The 21,748-nt window shown below is 66.8% G+C and carries 18 protein-coding genes; 8 read left to right on the forward strand and 10 right to left on the reverse strand.

Annotated elements, in window-relative coordinates; all coding sequences use genetic code 11:
- Positions 1-14 precede the first annotated feature (14 nt).
- The 4 genes from FPZ54_RS14400 (at position 15) to purH (ending at position 5,375) form a co-directional block, all read left to right on the forward strand.
- Positions 15-1,304 carry an RsmB/NOP family class I SAM-dependent RNA methyltransferase gene (locus FPZ54_RS14400; protein ID WP_145848310.1) on the forward strand — a complete coding sequence of 430 codons (1,290 nt, stop codon included), beginning with the start codon at positions 15-17 and terminating at the stop codon, positions 1,302-1,304.
- Positions 1,305-1,322: 18 nt separating this feature from the next.
- Positions 1,323-1,982: a ribulose-phosphate 3-epimerase gene (gene rpe, locus FPZ54_RS14405; RefSeq protein WP_145848312.1), complete on the forward strand. Its 660-nt coding sequence runs from the start codon at positions 1,323-1,325 to the stop codon at positions 1,980-1,982.
- A complete protein-coding gene (locus tag FPZ54_RS14410; RefSeq protein ID WP_422396539.1) occupies positions 1,979-3,730 on the forward strand; it encodes a heparinase II/III family protein in 1,752 nt (583 codons plus the stop codon). The genes rpe and FPZ54_RS14410 overlap by 4 nt, the downstream gene beginning before the upstream one ends.
- Before the next feature lie 73 nt (positions 3,731-3,803).
- A complete protein-coding gene (purH, locus tag FPZ54_RS14415; protein ID WP_145848314.1) occupies positions 3,804-5,375 on the forward strand; it encodes a bifunctional phosphoribosylaminoimidazolecarboxamide formyltransferase/IMP cyclohydrolase in 1,572 nt (523 codons plus the stop codon).
- A gap of 108 nt (positions 5,376-5,483) precedes the next feature.
- Here the strand turns inward: purH and FPZ54_RS14420 are convergent, their stop codons facing one another.
- The 6 genes from FPZ54_RS14420 to nadB form a co-directional block, all read right to left on the reverse strand.
- The gene (locus FPZ54_RS14420) at positions 5,484-6,986 is read right to left on the reverse strand and encodes a lipopolysaccharide biosynthesis protein (protein WP_145848316.1); all 1,503 of its coding nucleotides are present in this window, start codon (positions 6,984-6,986) and stop codon (positions 5,484-5,486) included.
- Positions 6,983-8,254 (reverse strand): cation:proton antiporter, encoded by a 1,272-nt coding sequence (locus FPZ54_RS14425; RefSeq protein WP_239019590.1) that lies wholly within the window; start codon positions 8,252-8,254, stop codon positions 6,983-6,985. Before FPZ54_RS14425 ends, FPZ54_RS14420 begins: the two co-directional genes overlap by 4 nt.
- A complete protein-coding gene (gene polA / locus FPZ54_RS14430; protein WP_145848318.1) occupies positions 8,251-11,007 on the reverse strand; it encodes a DNA polymerase I in 2,757 nt (918 codons plus the stop codon). The genes FPZ54_RS14425 and polA overlap by 4 nt, the downstream gene beginning before the upstream one ends.
- Positions 11,008-11,083: 76 nt before the next feature.
- Positions 11,084-11,806, reverse strand: coding sequence for a hypothetical protein (locus tag FPZ54_RS14435; RefSeq protein ID WP_222428319.1), 723 nt, complete (start codon positions 11,804-11,806; stop codon positions 11,084-11,086).
- 313 nt (positions 11,807-12,119) lie between these two features.
- The gene (locus FPZ54_RS14440) at positions 12,120-13,253 is read right to left on the reverse strand and encodes a serine hydrolase (protein WP_239019591.1); all 1,134 of its coding nucleotides are present in this window, start codon (positions 13,251-13,253) and stop codon (positions 12,120-12,122) included.
- A 94-nt stretch (positions 13,254-13,347) separates the two neighbouring features.
- Complete coding sequence (gene nadB / locus FPZ54_RS14445; RefSeq protein WP_145848320.1) at positions 13,348-14,952, reverse strand: L-aspartate oxidase; 1,605 nt, start codon at positions 14,950-14,952, stop codon at positions 13,348-13,350.
- Positions 14,953-15,194: 242 nt separating this feature from the next.
- On the opposite strand from nadB, the gene FPZ54_RS14450 reads away from it, so the two are divergent.
- Positions 15,195-16,085: a CE1 family esterase gene (locus tag FPZ54_RS14450; RefSeq protein ID WP_239019592.1), complete on the forward strand. Its 891-nt coding sequence runs from the start codon at positions 15,195-15,197 to the stop codon at positions 16,083-16,085.
- Between the two features lie 334 nt (positions 16,086-16,419).
- Here FPZ54_RS14450 and FPZ54_RS14455 read toward each other — a convergent pair whose 3' ends face one another.
- On the reverse strand, positions 16,420-17,346 hold the full coding sequence (locus tag FPZ54_RS14455; RefSeq protein WP_145848322.1) for an ABC transporter ATP-binding protein: 927 nt from the start codon (positions 17,344-17,346) through the stop codon (positions 16,420-16,422).
- A 104-nt stretch (positions 17,347-17,450) separates the two neighbouring features.
- Here FPZ54_RS14455 and FPZ54_RS14460 point away from each other — a divergent pair, with 104 nt between their 5' ends.
- Both FPZ54_RS14460 and tldD read left to right on the forward strand, forming a co-directional pair.
- Positions 17,451-17,681 carry a zinc-finger domain-containing protein gene (locus FPZ54_RS14460; protein ID WP_145848323.1) on the forward strand — a complete coding sequence of 77 codons (231 nt, stop codon included), beginning with the start codon at positions 17,451-17,453 and terminating at the stop codon, positions 17,679-17,681.
- Between the two features lie 18 nt (positions 17,682-17,699).
- On the forward strand, positions 17,700-19,118 hold the full coding sequence (gene tldD, locus FPZ54_RS14465; protein ID WP_145848325.1) for a metalloprotease TldD: 1,419 nt from the start codon (positions 17,700-17,702) through the stop codon (positions 19,116-19,118).
- Here tldD and FPZ54_RS14470 read toward each other — a convergent pair.
- Both FPZ54_RS14470 and FPZ54_RS14475 read right to left on the reverse strand, forming a co-directional pair.
- Positions 19,115-19,789: an HAD family hydrolase gene (locus tag FPZ54_RS14470; RefSeq protein WP_239019593.1), complete on the reverse strand. Its 675-nt coding sequence runs from the start codon at positions 19,787-19,789 to the stop codon at positions 19,115-19,117. The two genes, tldD and FPZ54_RS14470, sit on opposite strands and share 4 nt — an antisense overlap.
- Positions 19,786-20,454 carry a YggS family pyridoxal phosphate-dependent enzyme gene (locus FPZ54_RS14475; protein ID WP_145848326.1) on the reverse strand — a complete coding sequence of 223 codons (669 nt, stop codon included), beginning with the start codon at positions 20,452-20,454 and terminating at the stop codon, positions 19,786-19,788. Before FPZ54_RS14475 ends, FPZ54_RS14470 begins: the two co-directional genes overlap by 4 nt.
- Positions 20,455-20,476: 22 nt before the next feature.
- On the opposite strand from FPZ54_RS14475, the gene FPZ54_RS14480 reads away from it, so the two are divergent.
- Positions 20,477-21,031: a thiamine phosphate synthase gene (locus FPZ54_RS14480; RefSeq protein WP_145848328.1), complete on the forward strand. Its 555-nt coding sequence runs from the start codon at positions 20,477-20,479 to the stop codon at positions 21,029-21,031.
- Here the strand turns inward: FPZ54_RS14480 and FPZ54_RS14485 are convergent.
- Complete coding sequence (locus FPZ54_RS14485) at positions 21,004-21,726, reverse strand: hypothetical protein (protein ID WP_186456784.1); 723 nt, start codon at positions 21,724-21,726, stop codon at positions 21,004-21,006. The two genes, FPZ54_RS14480 and FPZ54_RS14485, sit on opposite strands and share 28 nt — an antisense overlap.
- Between the last annotated feature and the right edge of the window lie 22 nt (positions 21,727-21,748).

A 21,748-nucleotide genomic window follows, 5' to 3' on the forward strand; every position in this document is an offset into this window, starting at 1 on the left:
CGTAGGGGCGGCTGATGCCCCGGCCTTCCAACCACCGCACCCCGTCCGATCCCCCCGGCACCCCTGCACGCCGCGCCGCCTTGCGACTGCTCGACGCAGTCCTGCGCCGCGGTCTCGCCATCGAACAGGCGCTCGACGGTTCGACCCAGGGACTCGCCCCGTCCGATCGCGGCCTTGCCCATGCCATCGCCGCCGAAGTGCTCCGCCGCCTCGCCGACCTCGACGACCTGATCGACAGCGCGACGCGCAACCGCCTGCCCGACGATGCCAAGGCGCGCTTCGTGCTGCGCATCGCGCTGGTCCAGGCGTTGCGGCTCGGTACCCCGCCGCACGCCGCGATCTCGACCGCGCTGCCGCTGGTCGATGGCGGCCCGCGCAAGTTGGTCCATGGCGTGTTCGGCACGTTGATGCGCCAGAATGCGGTGCTGACCGATCCGCCAGCGCTCCCCGGCGCCGTCTATGCCCGGATCGCGGGCAATTGGGGCGAGCGTGTCGCCGACGCCGCCTGCGCCGCCATTGCTGCCCCGCCCCCGCTTGATCTGACCCTGCGCGGCGCAACCCCGGTCGCGGGCGAAAGCCTGCTCCCCGGTCATGTCCGTATTGCCGCGGGCACCAGCATCCCCGAGCGCGAAGGCTTTGCCGAGGGCGAATGGTGGGTACAGGACATCGCCGCCTCGCTTCCGGCCCGGCTGATCGGTGCCAGAAACGGAAGCGGGAGCGGCCGCGCGCTCGACCTGTGCGCGGCGCCGGGCGGAAAGACGCTCCAGCTGGCCGCCGCCGGATGGGATGTCACCGCAGTCGATGCCTCCGAAAGTCGTCTGGCGCGACTTCATGAGAATCTCGAACGCACCGGCCTCTCCGCCACCGTCATCGCCGCCGACCTGCTGAAATGGGCGCCGGACTTCGAGGCCGATGCCGTGCTGCTCGACGCACCGTGCAGCGCCACCGGTATCTTCCGCCGCCATCCCGACGTTCTCCACCGCGTCCGACCCCGCCTGATCGCCGAAATGGCCGAGCTACAGGGCCAGCTTCTCCCCCGCGCCGCGCGCTGGGTGCGGCCTGGCGGGCTGTTCGTCTTCGCCACCTGCTCGCTCGAACCGGAGGAGGGAGAGGCGCAGATCGAGCGGTTCCTGACCGACCACCCGGAGTTTGCGATCGACCCGGTGCTGCCCGACGAGCTGCCCGAGGGGCTGGTCGCCCACCCACGCGGCTGGCTGCGCACCCTGCCGGGTATGCTGGCGGAACAAGGCGGGCTGGACGGCTTTTTCATGGTGCGCCTGATGCGTGTTGCGGGCGATTCATGAGGTGATAAAGGGACAGAGATGAACCCCGTGCGCATTGCCCCGTCCATCCTGTCCGCCGATTTCGCCAAATTGGGGGAGGAAGTGCGCGCGATCGACGCGGCGGGCGCCGACTGGATCCATATCGATGTGATGGACGGCCATTTCGTGCCCAACATCACCATCGGCCCGGCGGTGATCAAGGCGCTGCGCCCGCACAGCGCCAAGCCGTTCGACGTCCATCTGATGATCGCCCCGGTCGATCCGATGCTCGAAGCCTTTGCCGAGGCCGGCGCCGACTGCCTGTCGGTCCATCCCGAAAGCGGCCCGCACCTCCACCGCACGCTCCAGACGATCAAGGCATTGGGCAAGCGCGCGGGCGTGGTGCTCAATCCCGCGACCCCGGTCGATGTCGTCGATCACGTGATGGATCTGGTCGACCTGATCCTGGTGATGAGCGTCAACCCCGGCTTCGGCGGACAGAAGTTCATCGAAAGCCAGCTTGCCAAGATTTCCGCCCTGCGCGCGCGGATCGACACCAGCGGTCGCTCGATCGATCTCGAGGTGGATGGCGGCGTCGATCGCACCAATGCGGCGCGCGTCATCGCTGCCGGGGCCGACGCGCTGGTCGCCGGGACCGCGGCGTTCAAGGGCGGACCATCGGCCTATGCCGACAATATCCAGGCGTTGAGAGCCGGGTGAGCGGGGGCGGCGATGACGATGCCGCCGACGGGCTGGGCGCTGACGGGATCGCGCATGGCAAGCGCCTGATCCGGATCGGTGGCGATCGTGGCCTCTCGCTCGCGGACCGCATCTCCGATCGCCTCTTTCGGATGAGCTGGCGCACTCCGATCCATTCGCTGCGGCTCCGTGGCCGCCATCCGCTTAAGCTGATCGCGGTTACCGACGATCCGTTCATGGGCGATCCCGCGCGCGGCAATGCGTTGCTCGAAGGGCGGCTGATGTTTCACGGCGAAAGCCATGACGTGGTGACGCTCAACCCGGCCAAGCCCGACTGGTCGGCCCCCTTTGCCGACTATTTCCATGGTTTCTCCTGGCTGCGCGACCTGTCGACCGTCGCCACCCGCCAGCAAGCGGCGCCCCGGGCCGAGGCGCTGATGCGCAAATGGCTGGGCGCACATGCGGGGCGCGTCGCCGATCCCGCCTGGCGCGCGGACCTGTGGGGGCGACGCATCCAGTTCTGGACCGCCCACGCACCGCTGATCCTGTCGAGCACGGACCTCGTCTATCGCTCAACCGTCCTCCACGCCCTCGCCCGGGGTGCGCGCCATCTCGACCGGGCGGCGGATCGCGCGCCGGTGGGTGCGCCCCGCATTGCCGCCTGGTGCGGCGTGCTGACCGCCGGGTTGATGATCCCCGGCGGCGATCCGCGCCGCGCATTCGGCGAAGCGGGGCTCGCCCGCGCGCTCGCCAGCGCGATCAGCCGCGACGGCGGCATCACCGGCCGCTCGCCGCTGGCGCTGCTCGACGCGATCCAGCTGCTGACGCTGCTGCGCGAAACCTATGCCGCACGGCGACTCGACACGCCCCACTTCGTGGTCGAAACGCTGGACCGGATGGTGGCCGCGCTGCTCGGCGTCTGTCATGGCGATCGCGGACTGGCGAGCTGGCAGGGCGGCATCCCGCTGTCCGGCGACGTGATCGACCAGACGATCGAGGCGACCGGAGCGCGCGTCCGCCCGCTGCGCCAGGCGCATGAATGGGGCTATCAGCGGCTCGCGCAACAGCGCACCGTCGTCATCATGGACGCCGCCCCGCCGCCAATCGCGCGGGTAATGGCGGGCGGCTGCGCCTCCACCCTCGCCATCGAATTTTCCGACGGGCCGGAGCGGATCGTGGTAAGTTGCGGCGGCGCGCGCGGCGCGGACCTGCGCCTGCCCGCGGCATTGACCGAGGGGCTTCGCACCACCGCCGCCCACTCGACGCTGATCGTGCGCGACAGCAACTCCACCGCAATCCACCCCGACGGCACATTGGGCCGTGGCGTGGTCGAGATGGAGCTGAGCCGCACCGAGACCGAGACGGCGAGCCGCATCGATGCCGCGCACGACGGCTATGCCCGCCGCCACGGCGTGATTCACCGCCGCACCGTCGCGCTCGGCACCGACGGACGCGACGTGCGCGGCGAGGACAGCCTGCTCCCTGCCGCCAAGCGCGGCGGCAAGACCGGCGACGTTCCCTTCGCGATCCGCTTCCACCTTCACCCCGGCGTGGAGGCATCGCCGACTGCGGATCATTCGGGCGCTTTGCTGCGCACCCGCTCCGGCGCGGTCTGGCAGTTCCGCGCGCGCGGCGCATCGCTGGCGATCGAGGAAAGCGTCTGGATCGACGGCAAGGGCATTCCACGTGAAACGCAACAGATCGTCCTGACCGGAGAGGCCCCCGTCGGCGGCGGGAGCGTCTCCTGGCTGTTCCACCGCGCGCGTTAGCCTGCAAGGAGAGCGGGCCGGTGTCGAAACTCGGGGCTTGCAGCGCTAGCCCCGAGCGGTAAAGCCCGCCGCCATGACCAGCATCCCCATTCGCCGCGCGCTCCTCTCGGTCTCGGACAAGACCGGCATCGTCGAACTTGGCCAAGCGCTTGCCGCCAAGGGCGTCGAACTCGTCTCGACCGGCGGAACTGCCAAGGCATTGCGCGACGCGGGGCTGGATGTGCGCGACATCTCCGACCTCACCGGCTTTCCGGAGATGATGGACGGCCGCGTCAAGACGCTGCACCCGGTGGTCCATGGCGGCCTGCTCGCGGTGCGCGACGATGCGGGGCATATGGCCTCCGCTAGCGAACACGCGATCGGCATGATCGATCTGGTCGTCGTCAACCTCTACCCCTTCGCCCAGACCGTCGCCAAGGGCGCCGACCGCGATGAGATCATCGAGAATATCGATATTGGCGGCCCGTCGATGGTCCGCTCGGCGGCGAAGAACCACGCCTATGTGGCGATCGTCACCGATCCGGTCGATTACGCGATCGTCGCCAAGGGCGAAACCACCCTAGACGACCGCAAGCGCTTCGCTGCCAAGGCCTATGCCCTGACCGCCCAATATGATTCGACCATCGCCAGCTGGTTCGCCTTTGCCGACCAGGGCGAGCGCTTCCCCGAAACGCTGCCGCTGGTGTTCAAGCGCGGCGAGGAGCTGCGCTATGGCGAGAACCCGCACCAGTCCGCCGCACTCTATCTGCCCACCGGTCCCGCCGCGCCGGGCATCGCCCAGGCCGAGCAGCTGCAGGGCAAGGAACTCTCCTACAACAACTATAACGACGCCGACGCCGCGCTCGAACTGGTCAGCGAATTCCGCGACGGCCCGCCGACCGTGGTGATCGTCAAGCACGCCAATCCGTGCGGCGTCGCCACCGCCGAGACGTTGGTCGATGCGTACAAGGCCGCGCTCGCCTGCGATTCGGTCTCGGCCTTCGGCGGGATCATCGCGCTCAACCGCCCGCTCGACGCCGACACCGCACAGGCGATCACCGATATCTTCACCGAAGTTGTCGTCGCCCCCGGCGCCAGCGACGAAGCGAAGGCGATCTTCGCGACCAAGAAGAACCTCCGCCTGCTGATCTGCGGCGAATTGCCCAACCCCGCGCGTCCCGGGCTGATGCTCAAGACGATCGCCGGCGGCGCGCTCGTCCAGTCGCGCGACAGCGGGCGGGTGACGCAGGACGCGCTCAAGGTGGTGACCCAGCGCGCGCCGACCGGGCAGGAGCTGGCCGACTGCCTGTTCGCCTGGACCGTAGCCAAGCACGTCAAGTCGAACGCGATCGTCTATGCCAAGGACGGCAGCACCGCCGGTGTCGGCGCGGGCCAGATGAACCGCCTCGAATCCGCCCGGATTGCCGCATGGAAAGCCAAGGACGCCGCTGAAAAGGCCGGCTGGGCCGAGCCGCGCACCATCGGCAGCGCAGTCGCGTCCGACGCCTTCTTCCCCTTCGCCGACGGGCTGCTCGCAGCGGTCGAGGCAGGCGCCACCGCGGTGATCCAGCCCGGCGGCTCGATCCGCGACGAAGAAGTCATCGCTGCCGCCGACGATGCGGGCCTGGCGATGGTCTTCACCGGAATGCGCCACTTCCGGCATTGATTGGGACGCCCAGCCAGCCGCTTGCGCTGAGCTTGTCGAAGCGCGGCTCCCGGATCTTCAGGTCAGGATCGGCCCTTCGACAGGCTCAGGGCAAACGGGAGTTGGGACTCAAACCTTCTCGTCCGGCAGCGTCGGTTCGCTCTTCGGCATCTTCTTGAACAGCTGGCGGTCTTCCGGCCCGAACGCCCATTTGCCGATCACGGCGAAATAGACGAGGAAGATCGCCGGAACGCCGACCGACAGTTCCAGCCACTCCAGCTCGTGCGGCAGCCGGGTGAACCCCCATCCGACCAGTCCCGCGACCAGGATCGCCGCGACGAAGCCGGGGCGCAGGCTGAACACCGACGCCTTGGTCAGGCGCGACAGCATCCAGCATTTGATCGTCGAGCCGAGCGCGAGCGTCAGCGCCAGCGCGACCGCCGGTCCCGCCGCCTGCACGTTCACGCTCCACCCGAGCGCGCGCATCTGGAACACCAGCGCAAAGCTCAGCGCCGCCTGGAATCCGAGCAGCAGGATCGACACCATCAGGTTGCGGTGCCGCGCCATATAGACCAGCCCCGCCTCCGCCACCGCGCCGGGTGACGCCAGAACCTCCGCCGCGAGCAGGAAGCAGAGCGCCCCCGCGCCCGCGACGAATTGCGGCCCGACCACGCCCATCACCCCCTCCGCCGGGATGCCGCCCATCAGCAGCAGCGCCGCCTGCGCGGTGATGATCCAGAAGCCGACCTGCTTGACCTGATGCGCGATCGCGACGCGATTGCCGGCGGCCAGGTTGCGCGCGATCACCGGCCCCAGGATCGGGTCGAAGCTGGTCTTGAGCTTTTGCGGGAGCGAGGCGACCTGTTGCGCCATATAATAGATGCCGACGATCGCCGGCGGAAACAGCAGCCCCAGGATGAAGCGGTCGATATTGCGCGTCCCCCATTCGATCGCGTCCGCGCCCGCCAGCGGCACGTTGCGTCGGGCCAATTGAAGCAATGGCGTCACCCGCGGCGACCAGCCATGCGGCAGGCCATAGCTGCGGATGAAGGGGATCAGGCTCGCCACCAGCGCCGCCGCCATCGACAGCACATAGGCCATGATGAGTCCGTCACGGGCCGAGACATAATAGAGTCCCCAGGCGGCGATGCTGATCGTCCACGGCTCGACGATCGCGCGCGCCGTGACGGTCGCCTTCACATTGTGGCGATAGGCAAGCGCTGCGAGGCTGACGTCCGACCAGGCGATCGCGAACACGATCACCGCCAGATAGCGGTCGAGTCCGGTGGTGCCGCTGTTGGGGAACATCAGCTCGGGAAAGACGAACAGGATTGCGCTGGCCATCATCGAAACGATGAAGGCAACCACCATCCCGTCCCACACGACATGCGCATGGGGCCGATCGGTCGAGGCAAGTGCCTGCGCCAGCCCCCGCTTGAGACCAAGCGTGGCAAGCAGCGCCGCCAGTTCGACCACCACGATCGCAAGCGCGAACCGGCCGACCGTATCGGCGCCATAGAGGCGCCCGGCGATGAACAGGAAGGGCAGCCGTGCAGCCAGCCGCAGCGCAAAGCCGAGGATATTGGTCCGCCCGCCCTTGGCGAGCGCGTTCAGATCGTCATTCTGCTTCACGCGGCCTTCACCCGCCCGCGCTCGACCAGCCGCATCGCCGGGGTGGCGGTGATCCCGTGGAACAGGATCGAGATCAGGATCACCACGCCGAGCGCCCCCCACAGGCGCACTGGCTCCTCAAACTGGCCATGATTGATCCCGTAGGCGAAATAAAAGACCGATCCCAGCCCGCGAATGCCGAAGAAAGCGATCACCGGCCGTTCGAAGGGCGAGAGGCGGCATCCGGCAAGTGCGATCCACCCCGCCAGCGGCCGCACGACAAAGAGCGCGACCAGCGCAAAGCCCAGCTCCGCCCAGCCGATCATCGAGAACAGCCCGCCAGCGGTCAGCATACCGCCGAACATGACCAGCAGCGCCATCATCAGCAGCCGTTCGGTCTCGTCGGCAAAATCGTGCATCCGCGCGTTGAAGTCGTTGTCGCGCGCAGCCCGGCGCAGCATCAGCCCCGCGACGAACACGGCGAGAAACCCGTAGCCATGGGCAATCTCGGTCACCGCATAGATGGCGAGCGTGGCGCCCAGCGCGACGAATCCGTCGCCGGTGCGCGACAGCTGGGTGTCGCCGGGCAGGCGATAGATGATCTTGCCGAGCGCCCAGCCGCCCGCCCAGCCCAGCGCCAGCCCCACCGTCATGCGGACCACGACCGCATCCAGCGCCCATGCGGCGAGAGTCGACACCGCCCAGCCTCCGGCCGCCACCGCGATCGCGAGATGCACGAAGGGAAAGGCCAGCGCGTCGTTGAGTCCGGCTTCGGAGGTCAGCGCGAACCGCGCCTCGTCATCGCTGTCCGATTCGGGCGCTTCGATCTGGACATCGGACGCCAGAACCGGATCGGTCGGTGCGAGCGAGGCGGCGAGCAGCAGCGCCGTCGCGAGGCCTACGCCCAGCACCGCCTGACCCAGAAAGGTCAGCGCCAGGATCGTCAGCGGCATCGCGATGGCGAGCAGTCGCACGCACAGCCGCCAATTCTTCCAGTTGAGCGCGCGGTCGATCTTCAGCCCCGCCCCCATCAGCGAGACGATAACGATCAGTTCGGCGGCCTTTTCGACCAGAAACGGCCCCTCGATCGGGTGCAGCGCAAATGGGGCGAACCGGTCGAACGAGAACAGCAGCGCCCCAACCCCGACACAGATGATCGGCAGCGACAAGGGCGCCTTTTCGAGCAGCAGCGGCAACCAGGCGACCATCAGGATCAGGACGCCCGCGCCCAGCAGCAGCGGAATATACAGGTCGATCAGCGGTGCGAAGCTGGCTTCGACCGCGGTCAATGCGCCGCGCCCCAGCTCGGCCCGACGCCGATTTCGACCCCCAGCGGCACCGTGAGCGTCACCGCCGGTTGCGCTGCGGTTTCCATCACCCGGCGGATCACCGCCGACGCAGCCTCGACATCGCCCTGGGGCAGTTCGAACACCAGTTCGTCATGCACCTGCAGCAGCATCCTGACGTCATGCAGGCCGGCGTCGGCCAGCGCGGGGCCCATGCGGATCATCGCGCGCTTGATAATGTCGGCGCTGGTGCCCTGGATCGGCGCGTTGATCGCCGCACGCTCGCTGCCCGCACGCTCATTCTGGTTGGGCGCCTTGATCCGCGGAAAATGTGTCTTCCGTCCGAACAATGTGGTCGTGTAGCCCGTTTCCTTGGCGCTGGTCAGCGTGTCGGCGATATAGCGGCTGATCCCCGGGAAGCGTTCGAAATAGCGGTCGATCATCGCCTGTGCCTCGTCGGGCGTCACGTCGAGCCGGCCCGCCAGTCCCCAACGCGAGATGCCATAGAGGATCGCGAAGTTGATCGTCTTCGCCCGTCCGCGCGTGTCGCGATTGACCTCGCCGAACAGTTCGGTCGCGGTGCGGTTGTGGATGTCCTCCCCCGCCTCGAACGCTTCCCGCAGAGCGGGCACGTCGGCGATATGCGCGGCGAGGCGCAGTTCGATCTGCGAATAGTCGGCGGACAGGATGACATTGCCCGGCTCGGCGACGAATGCATCGCGGATCTGGCGCCCCGTCTCGGTACGGATCGGGATGTTCTGGAGGTTCGGGTCGGTCGACGACAGCCGCCCGGTCTGCGCGCCGGTGAGGCTGTAGCTGGTATGCACCCGCCCCGTCTCCGGGTTGATCTGCGCCTGAAGCGCGTCGGTATAGGTGGATTTGAGCTTTGAAAGCTGCCGCCAGTCGAGCACCTTCACCACCATCTCGCGTCCCGGCGAATCCTTGTCCGCCGCGATCCGCTCCAGCTCGTTGACGTCGGTCGAATAGACGCCGCTCTTGCCCTTGCGCCCGCCCTTGATCCCCATCTTGTCGAACAGCACATCGCCCAATTGCTTCGGGCTGCCGATGGTGAATTTGAACCCGGCGATGCCGTGAATCTCCGCCTCCAGGCTCGCAATCTGCTTCGAAAATTCATCCGACAGACGGGCAAGTACGGTGGCATCGACCTTGATCCCCGCGCGCTCCATCCCGGCGATCACCGCGACCAGCGGCCGGTCCACCATCTCATAGACCCGCGTCGCGCCTTCATAGGCAAGCCGCGGCCTCAGCCGCCGCCACAGCCGCAGCGTGACGTCGGCATCCTCGGCGGCGTAGCGGGTCGCCGCCTTCAGATCGACTTCGGCGAACCCGATCTGCTTCTTCCCGCTCCCGGTCACATCCTTGTACGCGATGCAGCTGTGCGACAGATGCGTCGCCGCCAGCTCGTCCATGCCATGGCCGTGCAGCCCGGCATCGAGATCGAAGCTCATCACGATCGTGTCGTCATAGGGCGCGACGTCGATTCCCAGCCGCCCCAGAATGATCAGATCATATTTGAGGTTGTGGCCGATCTTGAGCACCGAGGGGTCCTCGAGCAGCGGCTTGAGCTTCGCGATCACGGTGGCGCGGTCGAGCTGCACCGGTTTTTCGGCGAACATGTCGGTCCCGCCATGCGCGACGGGGATGTAACAGGCGAGGTTGGGGTGCAGCGCCATGCTGACCCCGACCAGCTCGGCGCGATGCGCATCGGTGCCGGTCGTCTCGGTATCAATCGCCACCCAGCCCTGGTGCCGCGCGACCGTGATCCAGCGATCCAGCGCCGCTTCGTCGGTTACGGTCTCATAGGCATCATGGTCGCAGGGCGGATCGGGCTCCAGCCCGGGAACCTCGACGCGTTCGACCGGCGCATCCGCCACCTGTCCCAGCCGGGCGAGCAGCGACTTGAACCCGTGATGCTCCAGAAATGCGCGCAGCGGCGCCTCCGGAATCCCGTTCAGCTCCATCGAATCGAGCGGGTCGGGCAGCGGCACGTCGCAGGCGAGTTCGACCAGCTTGCGCGACAGCCGCGCCATATCGGCATGTTCGATCAGATTGTCGCGCAGCTTGCCCGGCTTCATCATTGGCGCGGCGGCCAGCACTGCCTCGACATCGCCATGCTCCAGAATCAGCTTGGCCGCAGTCTTCGGCCCCACCCCCGGCACACCCGGGACATTGTCGACGCTGTCGCCCATCAGCGCCAGCACCTCGCCCAATTTGTCCGGCCCGACCCCGAATTTCTCGACCACCGTATCGGGACCCATGCGCCGGTCCTTCATCGTGTCGAGCATGTCGATGCCCGGTTCGGTCAGCAGCTGCATCAGATCCTTGTCGGAACTGACGATCGTCACCTGCCATCCCTGCGCCAGCGCCGCCTTGGCATAGCTGGCGATCAGGTCGTCCGCCTCCCAGCCCAGCTCCTCGATACAGGGCAGGCTGAACGCGCGGGTGGCGTCGCGGATCATCGGGAATTGCGGCACCAGATCCTCGGGCGCGGGCGGGCGGTGCGCCTTATACTGGTCGTACAGCTCGTTGCGGAACGTATGCTCGCTCTTGTCGAGGATCACCGCAAGGTGCGTCGGCCCATCCGCCTTGTGCAGATCGTCGGCCAGCTTCCACAGCATCGACACATAGCCATAGACCGCGCCCGCGGGCTCCCCATGCTTGTTCGTCAGCTTGGGAAGCACATGATAGGCGCGAAAGATAAAGCTCGAGCCGTCGACAAGATAGAGATGGGGCATCGCGCGGAGATAGCCGAGCCGTCCCGTTGAACAAAGCCCCAAGGCGCTGTCTTGCGGATCGCCCCGAAAGGCTTGCTCAGGCCATGACGATGTTGGCGAGCGTGAACTGGAACGGTTGTGCGGTTGGCCCCGCGCCGCCGCCGGTCATCACGATATCGGCGCTCGCGATGCCGAGCAGCGAAATCTCCGTATTGATGTCCGACAGGATGGCGCTGTTCATCACCTGCCCCTCCACGACTTGGGAGACGACGCCGATCCAGATCGTCGGCTTGAATTCGAACACCGCCTTTTGCTGCGGCACGATGCCCGATTGGAGCGCGAACAACCGGCCATCCTTGTAGACGCCCGCATTGACCGCGCCCTGCGGCAGCGCGTTGAGCAGTTCGATCTCCGCAGGCGCGTTCGCAGCCCCCTGAAGCTTGAGCTGCGCGCCGGAAGCGTCGAGCGTCATCGCGAAACGCTGGCCCGGACAGGCGGTAAGCGACGGCGAATGATTGCCCCACGCATCGCTACAGCCGAGTTGGGATGTCATCGGATAGACGAAAGGGTGGCTCCACCCCTGCCCACAATTGCGGATCACCGTCCAGGCGATCGCGATTTCGTCGAAATCGGTGCTGACGTTCCGGCTGAAAATGACGACATCCGAATTATTAATGTCGTTCGAGTGATTGACGAAATTCAATTTGACATCGGAACTTGCCGAAACAGTCGGGGAGACCTCGGCTTCGCCTTCGACAACGATCAACGAAGGATTTTCGCTCTCATTCGTCTGTGCGGCAAGGTCGGTCTTGGTGGCCATCGACTCGCTCCCAATGATGACAGGACGCGGGCAATCTATCCGATCCGGCGAATCGCGACGACAAAATTGTTGGTTTACATCGCGCGATGCATAAAAATGCCGACATGCGCAGATTCACGGCGCAGGGGCCGTGTTTAGAGCATCGCGCGTGGAACCCAACTCATTGCGCCGTTTGTGCTGAGCTTGTCGAAGCACGGATCCCGCGCTCAGTGACGACGGGGCACCGCCCTTCGACAATGACCGGGTGGAAGGTCCTCCGGACGTTCCATCAAGGCAAGGGCCTGTAGAGTATTCCAGGCTAAACGCGCGGCGCTCAGCGGTGGTTGGCCACGACCGAAGTAACCACCGCCTGCATCAGTTCTTGGCGTTCGCGCACCGGTCGTGACGTATCCCCGATCATCACCGCAATCGAATAGGCCTTGCCATCGGGGGCGGTCAGGACGCCGACATCGTTGAAGCCGGCGGTGCGTGCACCCAGATCCTGGCCGGTGCCGGTCTTGTGGCCCCATTTCCAGTCGGGCGGGGTGGCGCCCTTGATCCGTGCGCGACCGGTGCGTGCGCCCTGCATTACGTTGATCAGAAAATTGCTCGACGCGGGCGACAGCAACTCACCGGCCTTGAGCCGCGCCAGTGCCAGCGCGATCGCCGAGGACGAGGCGCCATCGGGCGGATCGGCGATATAGGCGTCGAACGATGCGCGCCGCACGGTGACCGGCAACGCGGCACGCGCCTGATAAAAGGCGTGGCCGATCGAATATTCGGGCTTCCACGCCAAGCCCGCAGTCCCCGCCTGCAACAACCGCTCGCCCGGGCCGAATCGGATCGCGCCCAGCCCCTTTTCGGCGATGAAGGCGCGGACCGCCTGTGGCCCGCCGACCAGGGTCAGGAGGCGGTCATTGGCCGTATTGTCGCTCGACTGCATCGCGCGGAGCAGCAATTCGCGCACGGTGGTGCGATAGACGCCGTTCTTCACCACCAGCGATGCGATCGGCTGATGGAACAGGGTCAGATTGTCGCGCGTCACCGTCACCGGATCGTCCAGCGTCAACCTGCCCTTGTCGCGCGCGTCGAGCACGGTCATCGCGACCCATAATTTGCTCACGCTCTGCTGCGGCATCGGGCGCTGGCCATTGGCATCGACCTGCCATCCCCAGTCGAGGCTGCGGACCGAGATGCCGACCACCCCGCCAAATTCCTTCGCCAGCGACGCGATCGTCGCGGTCAGCGCGGCGGGAGCGGGAAAGACGGGTGCGGGCTGCGGCGCGGCCGGGATCGGCATCGACACGCGATAGCTGGGCGGCGTCAGATTTTCGGGAAGGTCGTCACGATGCACCCCCGCGCCGATCAACAGCGCAGGCGCAAGGCCGGCCAACGTCAATGCCCGCTGAAGAATCGTAAACTCCTGCATCCCCAACACGATACCACGCCCCTTGCCCAAAGCGATCATGCGGCGTCGCAGCGCTTCGGCTCAAGAGTCCGCGACACCATCTGCGACGAATCCGGGGATTATGACGGCAAAGCGTGAAGATTCATCCAAAAATTCAGGGAACCAATACAGTATCGCGCGCCTCCGGAGCGGTTTCCGGATAATCGAGCGTGTAATGAAGCCCGCGGCTCTCATGCCGGTTCAGCGCGGAGCGGACGATGAGTTCGGCCGACTGGAGCAGGTTGCGCAGCTCGATCAGGTCGGGCGTCACGCGGAAATGGCCGTAATAATCCGCGACCTCCTCGTTCAGCATCTTGATCCGGTGGGCGGCCCGCTCGAGCCGCTTGGTCGTCCGAACGATGCCGACATAATTCCACATGAAGCGGCGGATCTCGGTCCAGTTCTGCTTGATGACCACCTCTTCGTCCGAATCGGTAACGCGGCTCTCGTCCCATGGCCGGATCGGCGGCGGCGGCGGCAGATCGTCCCAGTTGGCCGCGATATGGCGCGCCGCCGCCTCGCCGAACACGAAACATTCGAGCAGCGAGTTGCTGGCGAGGCGATTGGCGCCGTGCAGCCCGCTTTCGGTACATTCGCCTGCGGCATAGAGCCCCGGCAGGTCGGTGCGCCCGTCCAGGTCGACGACGATCCCGCCACAGGTATAATGCTGCGCGGGCACCACGGGGATCGGCCCCGTCGTCATGTCGATGCCCAGGCCGATCAGCTTGTCGTAGATGTTGGGGAAATGCCCCTTCACGAATTCGGGCGGCATATGGCTGATGTCGAGATGGACATAATCGAGGCCATCGCGCTTGATCTCGGCATCGATCGCGCGGGCGACCACGTCGCGCGGCGCCAGTTCCATCCGTTCGGCATCATAATAGCTCATGAAGCGTTTGCCGGTCTGCGGATTGATCAGCCGCCCGCCTTCACCGCGCACCGCTTCGGTAATCAGGAAATTCTTGACGTCGAGATTGTAGAGGCAGGTTGGGTGGAACTGCATCATCTCCATGTTCGAGATGCGACATCCCGCGCGCCACGCCATCGCGATGCCGTCCCCCGTCGCCCCCTTGGGCGCGGTGGAGAAGAGGTAGGTGCGCCCCGCCCCGCCGGTCGCCAGCACCGTGGCATTGGCGGTGAACAGCTCGACCCGCCCGGTGGCGCGGTTGACCGCATAGACGCCCCAAACCCTGCCCGCGCCCGAATAGCGCAGCTCGTTGCGCCCGGTCGCAAGGTCGATTGCGACCATGTCGGGGACGAGGGTGATGTTGGGATTGGCGCGCGCGGCGCGGATCAGCGCCTCCTGCACCGCCCAGCCGGTCGCATCATCGACATGAACGATGCGCCGCGCGCTATGCCCGCCCTCGCGCGTCAGGTGCAGCGCCCGATTGCCTTCGGGGCCGTCCATGTTGAACGGCACGCCCAGTTCCACCAGCCGCGCAATCGCTGCAGGGGCGTTTTCGACCACCAATTCCACGGTCGCACGGTCGTTCAGGCCAGCGCCCGCGACCATCGTGTCCTCGATATGGCTCTCGAACGTATCGCCCGGCTCCAGCACCGCCGCGATCCCGCCCTGCGCCCAGGCGGTCGACCCCTCGTCCAGCCCGCCCTTGGCCAGCACGGTCACCCTGAACCGCTCCGCCAGATTGAGCGCGGCGGTCAGCCCGGCGGCGCCGGAGCCGATGACCAGGACGTCGGATTGATGGGGATCGTGAACCAAACTCGTTCCTTCGCGCACCGATGGCGGGCAGCCGCTATGCGACAAAGCGCGGCGAAATCAAACAAAGGGTGGTTGCCGCGCCCTTACCTCTTATTGTCACCCCGGCCTTGTGCCGGGGTCCACCGCGCGGCAAGCGCGAGACAAGAGGTTCCAGTCCCGGATCTGGGTACCGTGGGCCCCGGCACAAGGCCGGGGTGACCAGCTTGCTTATGGGCTGAATTGCCCGTCGTTGGAGAGATAGCTTGCGCCTGATCCTCGCCGCCGCCGCATTGCTCGCAGCGATCACTCCCGCGCTGGCGGCCCCAAGCTGCCCGGTCGCACCGGGCACCACGGCACGGGTGACGGTCGGCGACACCGGGCGCTCCATGCTGCTCCACGTCCCCGCGCGCGCGAGACCGGGCCACCTCCCGCTGGTCTTCGCCCTCCACGGCAGCGGTGGCGATGGCGCCGCGATCCTGGCTCAGTCAAAGCTGGAAGCGAGCAGCGACCGCCACGGCTTCCTCGTCGCCGCGCCCGATGCCGGCATCCCGGTCGAGCGGGGCTTCGTCTGGAACATTCCCGGCGTCCCCACCGTCACCGGCAAGATCCCCGGACCGGGCGATGCCGACGATGTCGCCTTTCTCAAGACCGCGATCGACTGGCTCGCGGAACAGGGCTGCGCCGACCGTACCCGGGTCTATGCCACCGGCCTTTCGGGCGGCGGACGGATGACGTCATGGCTGGGTTGCGTCGCGTCCGACCGCTTCGCCGCCATCGCCCCGGTGGTCGGCCTGCGCGCGGGCAACCCGCTGGCGAGCGACCCGACCCGCCCCGATCCGGCGACGTGCACCCCCAGCCGCCCGATGCCGGTGATCAGCTTTGCCGGCGACGCCGACGGCACCAATCCGGTGCAGGGCGGCGGCGCGGGATACTGGCAATATACGATGGAAGCAGCGGAAACGCGCTGGGCCGCGCTCAACGGCTGCCGCGCGGGGCCGCTGCGCCGCGACCTCGCCGCCAATCTCTACGAACGTCTTCACACGCAATGCCGCGCGGGCGCCGAGGTGGTGTCCCATATCCTGCGCGGCGGCGGCCATGTCTGGACCGCGGACAATGACGTCATGTGGCGCTTCTTCGACGCGCATCGCCGCTAGGCTATCGCGCGTATCTGACCCACATTTCCGTTTGTGCTGAGCTTGTCGAAGCACCGTACTTGCGCCCACGAAGGCGCGACTACGGCCCTTCGACAAGCTCAGGGCAAAGGGATGTAGAGCGTTCAGTTTAGCACGACGCGCCGTTCGCACTCCCCGCGCGACAGACGAACGAATCCGCTTTCCTACAGACCCCGATTCGGCATATCTGAATGGTCCGATGCGAAATCCGGACACCCTCGCCGCGCGGGCCTTTGCGCCACCCGCCCTCCGGGTCCCGCGAAACGGCGGCGATAGTGTAGAGTCAGTGTCAACTTCCGCGCGCCGACGGCGCGGGTCACGCCGCATTGGCCGCCCGCGTCAGGCTCAGGAACACGTCCTCCAGATCCGCCTCGCGCGTGCTGACGTCAACGATGCCGAACCCCGCCGCCTGCACCGCGCCCAGCACCTCGCCCGCATTCGCGCGATCCTTGCGATAGGTGATGACCAAAGTCCGCTCGCCCTTCGCCTCGATCTTCTGGAAACAGGCATTTTCTGGAACGGTACCGATATCCCGGTCGACGACCACCTCGACCGCCTTTTCCTGGGTCTTGCCGACCAGCTCGCGGGTCGGTTCGTTGGCGATCAGCCTGCCCTGGTTGATGATCGCGATGCGATCGCACAATTCCTCGGCCTCTTCGAGATAATGGGTGGTCAGCACCACCGTGACGCCCTTGTCGTTGAGATCGCGGACATAGGCCCAGAGCTGCTGGCGCAACTCGATGTCTACCCCAGCGGTCGGCTCGTCGAGCACCAGCACCGGCGGCGAATGCACCATCGCCTTCGCCACCATCAGTCGGCGCTTCATGCCGCCCGACAGCGTGCGCGAATAGGCGTTGGCCTTGTCCTCCAGATGCACCGCGCGCAGCAATTCCATCGTGCGGCGCGCGCCCTTGGCCACGCCGTACAGCCCGGCCTGGATCTCCAGCGTCTCGAACGGGGTGAAAAAGGGGTCGAACAGGATCTCCTGGTTGACGATGCCGATCGCCCGCTTGGCGTTGCGCGGCTGGGCATCGATGTCGAAGCCCCAGACGCGCGCCATCCCGCCGGTCTTGTTGACCAGGCCGGCCAGAATGTTGATCAGCGTCGACTTGCCCGCGCCATTGGGTCCCAACAGCCCGAAAATCTGCCCGCGCGGCACGGCGAAACTCACCGCATCCAGCGCCTGCTTGCCCCCGGAATAGACCTTGGAAAGGCCCTCGATCTCGATCGCCGCGTCGCTCATGCCGCGGAAGTGGGACGGGGCGCGCCGATTGGCAAGCGAATCCGCATCCAACAAGCCCCAACAAGCCATTGCCGCCCCTCCGGCGCTTTGCTAACCGCAGGTCCATGATCGCGCCGCCCGAAGTCACCCGCGTCACCCATGCCCGCGTCGTCTGTGACGGCGCCCATGCGGGCATCCCCGCCGCGCTCGGCCATCCGCGCGTGTTCCTGCAGATCGACGAGCATGGCTATGTCGATTGCGGCTATTGCGACCGCCGCTTCGTACTGATCGGCGGCCCGGCCGATGGGGCGGACCAGAGCGCGTTGCCCGATATCGCGTCTGGCGCCAGCCTCTAAGGCCCCTATATTCGGCGGATGTATTCAGATCCCCGAGGCTTTCTCTACCGCAACGGTTTCGATGCCGACGCCGCGCAACGCCTGACCGCATCGATCCTGGGCAAGGCCGAGGATGGCGAGCTCTACCTCCAGTATCGCAAGTCAGAATCGTTCGGCTTCGACGACGGGCGGCTGAAGACCGCGTCCTACAACACCGATTCGGGCTTCGGCCTGCGCGGGGTCAGCGGCGAGGCCACCGCCTTTGCCCATGCCAATGAGATCAGCGAAGCGGCGATCCTGCGTGCGGGCGAGACGATGGCGCTGATCGATCCCGCGACCGGGCCGAAAGCCGCTCCGCCGCCGCGCACCAACCGCCACCTCTACACCGACGCCGACCCGCTCGGCCTGGTCCCGTTCGCCGACAAGGTGAATCTCTGCCAGACGATCGACGCCGCCGCGCGTGCCCGCGATCCGCGCGTGGTGCAGGTCTCCGCAAGCCTGCTCGGGTCATGGTGCGTGGTCGAGATCGTCCGCCCGGACGGCTTCATCGCCACCGACATCCGCCCACTGGTCCGGCTCAACGTCTCGATCGTGGTCGAGTCAAACGGGCGGCGCGAGACCGGCAGTTTCGGCACCGGCGGCCGCGCCCTCTATGACCGACTGTTTCAGCCCGAAGTCTGGAACCGGGCGATCGACGAGGCGCTGTCGCAGGCTTTGGTCAATCTCGACGCGGTCGACGCGCCCGCGGGCGAGATGACCGTGCTGCTCGGTCCGGGCTGGCCCGGCATCCTGCTGCACGAGGCGATCGGCCATGGCCTGGAAGGCGACTTCAACCGCAAGGGTACCAGCGCCTTTTCCGGCCGCATCGGCGAGCGCGTCGCCGCGCCCGGAGTCACCGTGGTCGATGACGGGTCGATCACCGACCGCCGCGGATCGCTGTCGATCGACGACGAAGGCACGTCGACACGCGAGACGGTGCTGATCGAGGACGGCATCCTGCGCGGCTATATGCAGGATCGCATGAATGCGCGGCTGATGGGCGTCGAGCCCACCGGCAACGGCCGTCGCGAATCGTTTCAGCACGCACCGATGCCGCGCATGACCAACACCTTCATGAAGGGCGGCACGGACGATCCCGCCGAACTGATGAGCCGGGTGAAGAAGGGCATCTTCGCCAAGTCGTTCGGCGGCGGTCAGGTCGATATCGTCTCGGGCAAATTCGTCTTCTCCTGCACCGAGGCGTACAAGATCGAGGACGGCAAGCTGGGCGCCCCGATCAAGGGCGCGACGCTGATCGGTGACGGGCCGACCTGCCTGACCAGAGTGATCGGCATCGGTAACGATTTCGCGCTCGACGAGGGCATCGGCATGTGCGGCAAGGGCGGCCAGTCGGTTCCCGCTGGGGTGGGCCAGCCGACGCTTTTGCTGGACGGGCTGATCGTCGGCGGAACGGCCTAAGCCAGCAGTCGCGCGACTTCGGCGAAGTCGTGCGCGATATCCCGGACGCCAAGGGCGCGGAGCCGTGCGCCGTGATCCGGTCCGCAATGATTGCCCGCGCACAGGCCGAGGACATGCGCGCCCGATGCGACCGCGCCGGTCGCGCCGACGGGCGAATCTTCGAGGATTGCACAGCGTTCGATCGGCACCCCAAGTTGCGCAGCGGCATGGAGATAGATGTCGGGCGCAGGCTTGCCCCGTGCAACATGCTCCCGCCCACTGAAGATCCGCCCGTCAAAGGCATCGCGAATGCCGAGATGGTCGAGATGCGTCGCGATCCAGTGGCTGTTGCTCGACGACGCGATCGCGCGCGGCAACGCTTCCGGGAGCGCGCGAACGAAACGGATTGCCCCCTCCACCTCCGCCACGCCCTCGGCCAGCGCCCGGCGATTCTCCGTCTCGCGTGCGCCGTGAAAATCCTCCGGAAGGCTCCGCCCGATCCAGGTCTCGATCGCATCGATGAACTCGCGCCCCGCCAGCCCCATGAAATTGGCCATCGAGTCTTCCGGCGAAGTCGGATGCCCGATCGCGGTCAGATACTCCGCGATATGGCGGTTGCCCTCATACTCGCTTTCGAGAAGCACACCGTCAAAGTCGAAGATCAGCGCGTCGAACCGGATGGAAATGCTCATGCGCGAGTCCCGAAGAGCGCGGTGCCAACACGGACATGGGTGGCGCCCAGTGTCACCGCCGTCTCGAAATCGTCGGACATGCCGATGCTCAGTTCCGATAGACCAGCCTCTCGCGCCAGCTTTGCCAACAATGCGAAGTAAGGCGCCGAATCAACCCCGATCGGCGGGACCGCCATCAGGCCCACGACGGGAAGGCCCGCGGCACGTGCCGCGTCCAGCAGTGCGGGAAGCTCCATCACGGCCACGCCGCCCTTTTGCGGCTCGTCGCCGATATTGACCTGGATGAAGCAGTCCGGCCGACGCCCGCTCTCGGCCATCGCTTTTGCCAGCGCCGCAATCAGCGAAGGGCGATCGACCGAATGGATCGCGTCGAACAGATCCACCGCCTCGCGCGCCTTGTTCGACTGGAGCTGACCCACCAGATGCAGGCGGATATCCGGATATTCGGCGCGAAGCTCCGGCCATTTCGCCGCCGCTTCCTGTACCCGATTCTCGCCGAACAGCCGCTGGCCCGCGTCGATCAGCGGGCGGATCGAATCGGCTTCGTGCGTTTTTGAAATGGCGATCAGCGCGACATCGCCAGGCTCGCGTCCCGCCATTCTGGCGGCACGGTCGATTCGGGCATGGATATCGGCGAGGCGGGATTGCGCGGTGTCGGACGGCATGTGCGACGCTATAGGAGGGGCGATGCCGCCCCGCCACCCCCGCAACGCGCCGCTGCCCCGCCGATGGTTGATGACCGACGAGCGGTTGGGCGACGCGCTTTGGAATGCGCTGGAAGCGCTGCCCCGGGGTTCGGGCGTGGTGTTCCGCCATTATGCGACGCCCAGCGCGGATCGGCGCGCGCTGTTCGACCGGGTGGTCCGGATCGCGCGGCGCAAGCGACTGACGCTCGTCGTCGCAGGAAGCGTGCCGGGTCGCGGCGCCGACGGGCGGCACGAACGCCGGGCAGGCGCGCTCACCGCTCCGGTCCATTCGCGGCGTGAGGCGGTTGCGGCGGTGCGCGCGGGGGCGAAGCTGCTGTTCGCTTCCCCCATCTATGCCACGCGCTCCCATCCCGGCACGCGCGCGCTGGGCCGGGTCCGATTCGGGCTGATGAGTCGCGGATTGCCAATACCGGTGATCGCCTTGGGGGGAATGGACGAGCGCCGCTGGCGCGCGCTCAGGCCGCTAGGCGTCTATGGCTGGGCGGGAATCGACGCCTGGGCACCGGATCAGAAGCGGATCGCGGTTCCGACATAGACCGCCTGGCTGTCGCGGCGGTCATCGGTGAGCTGCGGGAGGCGATCCTTCTCGCTCTTGTACCGCACGCCTGCGGTGACATCGATCTTGCGGGTGATCGAATAGGAACCGCCGACATCGATCGAATAATTCGGATCGGCGGCGATCAGGCGCGGTGTCTGTTCCAGCGGCCGTTCGGTCGCGGCCTTGATCCGGGCGGAGGCACGCTTGCCCGAATAGGTGACGCCCAGATCGAGCGATTCGCGGCTGCCCGGCTGACCCGCCAGGTCGAGCTTCGAGAGGTCGCCGGTGATGGCGAACCGCTTCCACCCCACCGACACGCCGAGATTATAGGCGATCGGCTGAAGCGTGACCGAAGTGGGCGCCGCTGCGCCGCGATCGGCAATAGCATTGGCAGCCGGACGTGCACTGCGCGCGCGGACGGCGACGGTGACGCTGCGGTTGCCCGCCCCGCGCGGTTCGGCAGGGGTGAAGCGGAAGCCGGTCCCCGACAGACCAGCGCGGGCCAGCGCGGCGGCGAGCTTTGGATCGGCGGCCGCAGGCGTGAAGGTTCCGATGCCCAGCGGGGCCGAGCGCTTCGTAACCACCCGCTGTTGCGGGTTGGACGTCTGGGCGAGCAGAGCGGGCGCGGCAACGAACCCGGCGACGCCGAGCGCCCCAAGTGCCGTTCCAGCAATGATCCGACCTGTACGCATCAGAACCCCTAACTCGTCTGTA

The sequence above is a fragment of the Sphingomonas suaedae genome (assembly GCF_007833215.1).
Taxonomy (GTDB): Bacteria; Pseudomonadota; Alphaproteobacteria; order Sphingomonadales; family Sphingomonadaceae; genus Sphingomonas; species Sphingomonas suaedae.